Origin of the sequence: Pseudoalteromonas sp. TB41 (genome assembly GCF_000497975.1) — a bacterium.
Taxonomy (GTDB): Bacteria; Pseudomonadota; Gammaproteobacteria; order Enterobacterales; family Alteromonadaceae; genus Pseudoalteromonas; species Pseudoalteromonas tetraodonis.
This window is the reverse complement of the sequence record NZ_AUTH01000113.1, coordinates 1-8,329: the sequence shown is the minus strand read 5'-3', so window position 1 is coordinate 8,329 and position 8,329 is coordinate 1. Positions and strand designations below refer to the sequence as shown.

5 protein-coding genes and 1 pseudogene are annotated in these 8,329 nt (G+C 41.5%); 2 read left to right on the top strand and 4 right to left on the bottom strand.

All coding sequences use genetic code 11. The features are described from left to right. Positions 1-80 precede the first annotated feature (80 nt). Positions 81-836 (bottom strand): IS21-like element helper ATPase IstB, encoded by a 756-nt coding sequence (gene istB / locus L641_RS0120640; protein WP_008108839.1) that lies wholly within the window; start codon positions 834-836, stop codon positions 81-83. Positions 837-850: 14 nt separating this feature from the next. Next, positions 851-2,395, bottom strand: coding sequence for an IS21 family transposase (istA, locus tag L641_RS0120635; protein WP_024600838.1), 1,545 nt, complete (start codon positions 2,393-2,395; stop codon positions 851-853). Between the two features lie 209 nt (positions 2,396-2,604). Between istA and L641_RS0120630 the strand changes: the two are divergent. Both L641_RS0120630 and L641_RS0120625 read left to right on the top strand, forming a co-directional pair. Beyond that, a pseudogene (locus L641_RS0120630) lies at positions 2,605-3,321 on the top strand (FAD-dependent oxidoreductase); the annotation flags it as partial. Positions 3,322-3,505: 184 nt separating this feature from the next. After that, a complete protein-coding gene (locus L641_RS0120625) occupies positions 3,506-3,814 on the top strand; it encodes a hypothetical protein (protein WP_024602993.1) in 309 nt (102 codons plus the stop codon). 124 nt (positions 3,815-3,938) lie between these two features. Here L641_RS0120625 and L641_RS0120620 read toward each other — a convergent pair whose 3' ends face one another. Then, positions 3,939-7,139, bottom strand: a complete 3,201-nt coding sequence (locus L641_RS0120620) for a CusA/CzcA family heavy metal efflux RND transporter (protein ID WP_024602992.1) — start codon at positions 7,137-7,139, stop codon at positions 3,939-3,941. Positions 7,140-7,150: 11 nt separating this feature from the next. Next, positions 7,151-8,329: efflux RND transporter periplasmic adaptor subunit (locus L641_RS0120615; RefSeq protein ID WP_024601567.1), on the bottom strand; the 1,179-nt coding region annotated here is incomplete at its 5' end.

Sequence of the window (8,329 nt, the reverse complement as noted above, 5' to 3'; positions counted from 1 at the left end):
TGCGTATTCCGGTGATGGTGAACACCGATTCCGGTTTTATCGTGAACACTTAAATTCCACGCATTGGGTTCATGACATTTTTAACCTAAGTGTTCACGATGGTCAATTTTAGATTGAATTTTTCTCATAGACTCCCCCTTTAATTTTATCCGATGAGCATTGTGCATTAGTCGATCTAAAATGGCATCGGCTAAGGTATTATCGCCGATGGATTGATGCCATTCTTCGGTGGGTAATTGACTGATGATGGCGGTTGATGAACTGCCGTGCCTATCATCCATGATCTCCATTAAGTCATTTCGTTGTGCCGCTTTAAGTGGCTCAAGCCCCCAATCATCTAAAACGAGTAAGTCGATCTTAGCGAGTGACTGTAACATTCGACTGTAAGTGCCATCTGCTTTGGCTTGTGTCAGCGCAAGCATCAACCTTGAGAGTCGGTAATATTTAACGCTGTAGCCTTTCATGCATCCTGTATGCGCAAGCGCACAAGTGATATAGGTTTTACCGCTACCGCAAGGGCCTGTGATCAGTAAGTTTTGTGATTTATTCAGCCAATCACATTGCAGTAGCGATGCCATCATCGATTGATTGAGACCTCGCGGGTGATGATAATCTATGTCTCTGGCGTTAGCGGCTAATTTAAGTTTTGCCGCTTTAAGTAAGCGTTGTTGTTTTCGGCTCTCTCGGTCTTGGGCTTCACTGTCTGCTAGCAGTTGTAGTCGCTCATCGAAGGACAACCCTTCATAAGTACTTGGTTGTTCCATTTGGCTCACTAAGGCGTTGGCCATACCACTGAGTTTGAGTTGACGAAGCTGAGTTATCGTTTGTTCTAACATAGAATTTCCTTACCTTAATGGAAGCTTTTAGGACCACGGATATTTTCATGGGATTGTGGCAATAACGTCGACGGCTCTTCTTGCGTTCGCGGCAATTTATCTTGGTTGCTACTGAGTATGTCTTTGATATGTTTTAACCGATATAAACTGTATTGATTGGCTATCGCACAGGCGTTATTGAGCCGATCGGCGGGATAGCTTCTTGATAGGTTGAGTAAGCCTAAGCACACACGATACGCTTGTTCTTCATGTTGTTTCTGTGCCAATTGTGCTTTCACCCAGAGCAAAACGTCATCTCCAATATCTTTCGCCCAATTCATTAAACGCCCTGGTGACCATTTATGATGCTTCTCATGCTTTACAGGCATGTGCTCGGATGTGGTGGTCATGCCCGGATGATATTTTCTCGGGTGACTGGTGATGCGTTTATGCTTGAAATAAGCCTCAATCAAGTTGTCTTTGGCATGAAGTTCAAGCTTTTCACCCACCAAGTGATGGGGTACCGAGTAAAGATGGTTATCATACTGAACGTGATAATCAATATTCACTTTGACGTGTTTAATATCCGTGAATTGATAAGCTAGTTTGGGCATGGGCGCGAGGGCGGGTTTGTCGATTGACTCGAACCATGATTGTCGTGTCCCACTCAGTTGCTTAAAGGGCTTATTATTGACCTCAAGCAGTAAGGCTTTGATGCAATGGTTTAGCTCAGCTAATGAGAAAAAGGTTTGGTGTCGTAACTTGGCGAGTATCCAGCGTTCAATGATTTGCACGCCCACTTCGGCCTTGGCTTTATCTTGTGGTTTTCTGGGACGAGCAGGCACAATCACGGTGCCATAATGCGCGGCCAATTGCTGATAACTCGGGTTAACATCAGGGTCGTAGCGACACGCTTTACTGACACCACTGCGTAAATTATCGGGGATAACCATGTCAGGTATACCGCCGATAAATTCAAATGCTCGCACGTGACTGCCGATCCAGTCGGGTAGACTTTGGCTCCAGGTTGCTTCACAAAATGTATAATTTGATGCGCCCATCACCGCCACGAATATCTGGGCGAACTTCACTTCACCCGTCGCATTACAAACAATGGGCATCGTTTGACCCGCATAATCGACAAAGAGTTTTTCTCCTGCTTTATGCACTTGTCGCATCGAACGTTTTTGCTTTTTAAGCCAGGTCATATAGCGATCGCAGAACTGAGAATAGCTGTAACAACGATTCGGATATTGCTGAGTATATTCTTCCCAGAGTAAGTTCTTGGTGACGCCTTTGCCCGTTAATTCTTTTCGAATGGCTGGCCAATCTGGCACTTCAAATCGCTGGGATGGCCGAGTGTCGGCGCGAGGATAGAACTGACTAGCAAGCACAGAATCATCAAGCTCGTCGGGCAGTGGCCAACTTAACGATAAAGCTCTGGCTTTAGTGAGTAGTTTTTGAATACCACCGACACTGATCTTAGTGCTGGCACTTATTTTTCTGACACTGAGTTGGGCAGCAAAATGTAGCCTCAACACTTCTCGAATTTTACGCATTGTGATCCTCTTAGTCGCCATATCCCTTCCTCAGTAATACAAAAAGGAAATAGCTTAACAAAGTAATTAATAATCAATGCGTTGAAATTGTACTGGTTTGGTGTGAACACCGATTCCGGAAAATCAGTCAAAAGTGTTCACGATAAAACCGGAATGAGCGTTCACGCTAAAACCAGAACGGGTGTTCACGATGGGCCGGAATCACTGTTCACGATGCTCCGGAATATGCAGGTATCAAAATCCTAGATAATACGCAGGCTAATAATGTAAGCCATGATGGAAGTCTATTCTCATTAGGTACTAATGAGGGAACATTAACAGCCAGAAAATTACTAATATCCACAGGTCGATTTGCTAATACAGGTAAACTTGGCTTGGAAAGTATAGGTGTTGAAACAGAAATGAATGGAGCGATCAAAGTCAATGAACGCATGGAGACATCAATAGCGAATATCTATGCAGCAGGTGATTGCTCTAACATGCCTCAATTTGTTTATGTAGCAGCGGCAGCAGGAAGTAGAGCAGGAATAAATATGACAGGTGGTGATGCTATACTTGATTTATCTACCATGCCTGTCGTGGTATTCACTGACCCACAAGTTGCAACGGTAGGTTTATCAGAAGAGCAAGCTATATCTAAAGGTCTTGATGTTGTTAGTCGAGTTTTGGATATGGAAAATGTGCCAAGGGCATTAGCTAACTTTGAAACTGATGGCTTTATTAAGTTAGTAGCGGAGAGTAAAAGTGAGCGCATTATTGGGGCACAGATATTATCTCATGAGGGTGGAGAGTTAATTCAAAGTGCAGCATTAGCTATTAGCAACCAAATGACCGTTACTGATTTAGCAAACCAATTATTTCCATACCTAACGATGGTTGAAGGGTTAAAACTGTGTGCTCAAACCTTTAATAAAGATGTAACTGAGCTTTCATGTTGTGCAGGTTAATCAAAACAATATGGAAGAAGTTCGCCCTCTACTGTTACCTAATATACACAAATAATGAGCTTAAAGCTGAAGTGCCCATTAAAAGTATCCGATCACAAATATTGTTAGCTTTGTTATCTAATAGAAAAATGGCGATCTCCCCAACAAGATACTATAATTGGATACTAGGGGAGTATAAGTAAAGTTGAGTATTAACCTATTAAGTGTCAATACAAATATAGCGGATGTAAATTCCGCTAGTGCTGGTCTGCCGTTTTTAAATACCGTAACGAAATTAAATCTTAACGTGCTTACTAGTGATTCGGTCAATATCTCTAGTATTGGTATAGAACGCTTGCATAAAGATAATGGAGCAAAAACCACAAAAGATATCGAACAAACCTCTAACGAGGCTGTAAGTGTCACTTCAACTATTGGTCAAAATAAGTCAGCAAATAATTTAAATCACGCACAAGCAAAAGAGCTGTATATTAAAATATCTTCTTTACTATAGCAGTAGATCAAACCACCTCTTTTTCCAGAAAGACAATGACCCATCTCTTACCACGTAACATTATAAAATTATTCCGCATCAGCTACGTACCTAATACGGAATAATCTAAGTTAGGCTATCTTAGTTAACGAGACAACTCCTCAATTTTTTTCCTTGAAAACCAGCGATATAAAACAGGTAATACAAACAGTGTTAACAGCGTGGCCGTTACCAAGCCACCTACAATAACACTGGCAAGTGGGCGCTGGATTTCAGCACCTACACCATTTGACATTAGCATTGGGATTAATCCTAATGCAGATGTAATTGCTGTCATAAGTACAGGTCTTAATCTTGACGTTGCTCCTTCAAAAACTGCCTTGGAAGCCTCTAAGCCATCTTTTATTCGTTGGTTGATGCTTTCTACCATTACAACCCCATTTAATACCGCTACACCGAATAAGGTAATAAAGCCTACTGAGCTTGGTACAGATAAATATTGGCCAGATATATACAGAGAAAAAACACCGCCAATTACGGCTAGTGGCACATTCACTAAAATCAGCATAGCTTGACCAACAGAGCCAAAAGCAAAGTAAAGTAACAATGCAATTAGCGCTAAAGATAAAGGTACAACGATAGCTAGTCTGTTTTGAGCACGCTGCTGGCTTTCGAATTGGCCACCTATTGCTACCGAGTAGCCTGAAGGTAGGTCAACTTTCTCAGCAATAACTTTTCTGATGTCGGCTACTACACTGCCCATATCTCTATTCTGAACGTTTGCTTGAATAACGACACGCCTTTGAACATCATCGCGCCTTACTTGAGGAGGACCTGATTCAAATGAAACTGTTGCAACATCACCTAAGCGTACCCAGGCGCCTGTTGGTGACTGAATTCGAATATCTGAAATAGCTTCCTTATTTTGTCGGTACTCTTCTTCAATACGCACGTAAATATCATAACGTTCATTGCCTTTGATGATTTGTCCAGCTTCAACCCCTCCAATACCATCTCGCACAACTTCCATTATATCAACAACTGAAAGTCCAAAGCGCGATAGCTCTTGCCTATTAGGTTTTACGACAAGTTGCGCTTCACCTGCAATTTGCTCAAGAGCAACATCTCTTGCACCATCAACACTCTTTATAGCCGCTTCGATCTCTTGTCCTTTAGCTGCTAAAACGTCTAACTCAGGGCCAAATAACTTTATCGCCAACTGAGCTTTTACGCCAGATAGTAACTCATCAACACGAGTCGCAATAGGTTGAGAAAAGTTTAGTAGTAAGCCAGGAAACTCCTCTAAAGATCTCTCCATTTTCCCTTGAAGTTCATATCGATTAGATGCACTGGTCCACTCAGAAACAGGCTTCAACCCTATGTAAATTTCTATGTTATTCACAGGCTCTGGATCTCCACCTATTTCGGCTCGACCAATTCGGCTTAATGCATAGGTTACTTCAGGAAAAGCCATTAGTTTTTCTTCTAGAATTGGTGCCACAGTGAGCGCGGTATCTAAACTGGAAGAAGGTGCCAGCGTTGCTCTTAAGTTTATCGTCCCTTCTTCTAACTCAGGTACAAATTCAGTACCAATTAATGGAACTAATGCAAAGGCAGAGAAAACTAATATAAGTGCGGCTGAAATGACTAATTTGGTGCGTTTTAGTGCGAATGTAAGCCCTTTTCTGTAGAGTTTGTCTAATGGCCTAAGAACAAAGCTTTCCCTCTCTTTTACACCTGACTTAAATAAATAAGTAGCTAAAGCGGGTACAACAAACAACGCAACCACAATAGCAGATATAACAGCTAAAATGATGCTTATTGCCATAGGTTGAAATAACTTTGCCTCAACACCTTCAAAGCTAAATAAAGGCGTAAATACGACTAAAATAATAGAAGCTGCAAAAAATACGGGACGAGCCACTTCTTTACCCGCATTTTGAAGACGTAACTTAATACCATGCTCATCTTGTTCTACATCATGTGGATCAGTATCAGCACTAGGCACTCTTTCTTTTACAGTTTTTAAATGGGTAGAGTCTGGTCTATTTAAATGCTTAAACATGTTTTCAACCATCACGACTGAACCATCAACTAGCATACCAATGGCTACGGCAATGCCACCCAATGACATAAGGTTTGCAGAAATGCCCCACCAAGCCATGATCATTAACGCGATACCAATTGAAATTGGAATAGATATTAGGACAAGGAAGGTTGCACGTATATTCATTAAAAATAGTGCTAATACAATACAGATGAAAATAAATGCTAGTAATAGTGCATCAACTACTGTATCAACGGCTTTTTCAATCAAATCAGCCTGATCATAAAATGGTTCAAAGCGAACACCTTTAGGCAATGCTTGATTAATTAATGGGATTCTTGCATTGATACCATCAATGGTGGCTTTAGTATTAGACCCCATGCGTTTTAAGACAATGCCAGAGACAACTTCACCTAAATTTTCGACTTTACCGTCTTCGGTTTTGCGCGTCATTGTGACAGCACCTTGACGAATTTCACTGCCCATTTCAACTTTAGCAATATCCGAAACCGTCACAACTGTCCCATCAACTGTTTTGACGGGAACTTGTTTGATATTACTAATACCAGCGTCACCACTTTCAAACCAACCTGCACCTCTAATAACAAGCTGCTCTTGCCCACGGTTCATATACCATCCGCCAACATTGGCATTGTTGTTATCTAGGGCACCAACAACGTCTTCTTGCGTTAGGTTATAAGAAAGAAGCTTAGATGGATCTACATTTACTTGGTACTGCCTAACAATACCTCCAAAGGAGAGTACATCAGTAACACCATCGACAGGCATAACGAGTAATTTTACTACCCAATCATTGAGACTCCTGAGTGCCATAGCATCATAGCCTGCATCTTTATCTGAAATAAGAAGGTACTGAAATACTTGGCCTAGCCCTGAGGTGTTTGGCCCCATTTCGGGTGTGCCGACACCTTCTGGTATCAGTTCTTTTGCGGCTTGAAGACGCTCAAATACAAGTTGTCTTGCAAAGTAAATGTCGGTGCCTTCTTTGAAAACAACCGTGACGCCAGACAAGCCTGTTTTAGAAATTGAGCGCACTTGTTCTACATCAGGTAAGGCATACATGACCGCTTCAATGGGGTACGTAATGAGTTGTTCAACTTCTTCAGCAGCTAGTCCTGGCGCTTCAGTATTTACAGCAACTTGAACATTAGTAACATCAGGAAAGGCATCTAAATTTAGTTTTGGTATAACCATAATTGCGCCGACAATTGTGGCAAACAGCGCAATCAAAATCAGGAGTCTATTATTAACAGACCAATCTATTATTTTATTAAACATAGTCTTGCTCCTTAGTGGTTATGCGGATCAAATCCGCCTTTAGCGATTTCAGAAGCAACAAAAAATGCGCCTTTGGTTACAATTCGCGTCCCACTATCAAGGCCAATGATTTCCCTAAAATCACCTAAGGCTCGGCCTAGTTCTACTTCTACAGCTTTAAATTCTCCAGGGTGGTCTTCGACAAATACGGTCCAATCACCATCTGCGCTGCGGATCAATGCTTCTTCTGGCACAGCCATCACTTTCTGCTTTGTGGCAAACTGAAAGTAAACTTTTACAAACATACCTGAATGAAGGTTATCATCAGCATTCTGTACCCCCAATCTAATAATTCTTGTACGAGTTACGGGATCAATTGTATGGGCTTCTTGGATAACTTTGGCATTGTAACTCTGGCCTTCTAATTTAAGTACCGCAGGAGAATCAATTGATAAATTTAGCTTTTTATTTGGAGAAACTTTTGCTTCAACCCATAGTTGTTTTTCATCAGCTAACAACATGACTGAATCCCCAGCATCAACACGTTGCCCTTGGATAAAGTCGTCTTGAAGCACGACACCTTCACGGTGCGCCGTTAATGCATATTGCCCAAATGCTTTAATGTCTTTGTTAGAAATACCATTTATTGCTTTTTCAGTTAACCCTAAAGCAATGAGCTTGCCATAGCTCGCATTGTATGTTGTTTCAGCTTGTAATAATCGACTTTCACTCACCGTCTTATTACCCAGCTTTTTTACACGTTGCCATTCGGTTGAAGCGATTAAATAGTCAGCTTGTGCTTGTGCCATTGCTTCACTAAATAATGTAACTAACTTCTGACCTATTTCTACATACTCGCCAAGCGCTGCATGGCGACTGATAATGACTGACTCTGTACGTGGTGATACCACATAACTTTTATAGCCATTAGCTTTTATTTCGCCAGGTGCATATACGGAGCTAAATTGATATTCAGGCTTAACACTTTCCACTTTAATGTTAGCAAGCGACATCTTCTTTGGATCAATAGTGATACCTTCTTCATGTCCTTCTTCTCCCTCTTTATTACCACCTTCATGGCCGTGCTCGTCATGGTCACCTTTATCTTCTTCATGTCCCTTTTCGTGTTCATGCTCATCTTGATGTTCTTTTTCTTCTTGTTTCGAAACGTTTGTGACAGAACCAGTTCCATCTGACGACTGTGCAAAAGC

Coding starts and splice junctions, on each gene's coding strand:
- istA (WP_024600838.1), bottom strand. CDS start 2,395: ATGGCGACTAAGAGGATCACAATGCGTAAAATTCGAGAAGTGTTGAGG.
- istB (WP_008108839.1), bottom strand. CDS start 836: ATGTTAGAACAAACGATAACTCAGCTTCGTCAACTCAAACTCAGTGGT.
- L641_RS0120620 (WP_024602992.1), bottom strand. CDS start 7,139: ATGTTTAATAAAATAATAGATTGGTCTGTTAATAATAGACTCCTGATT.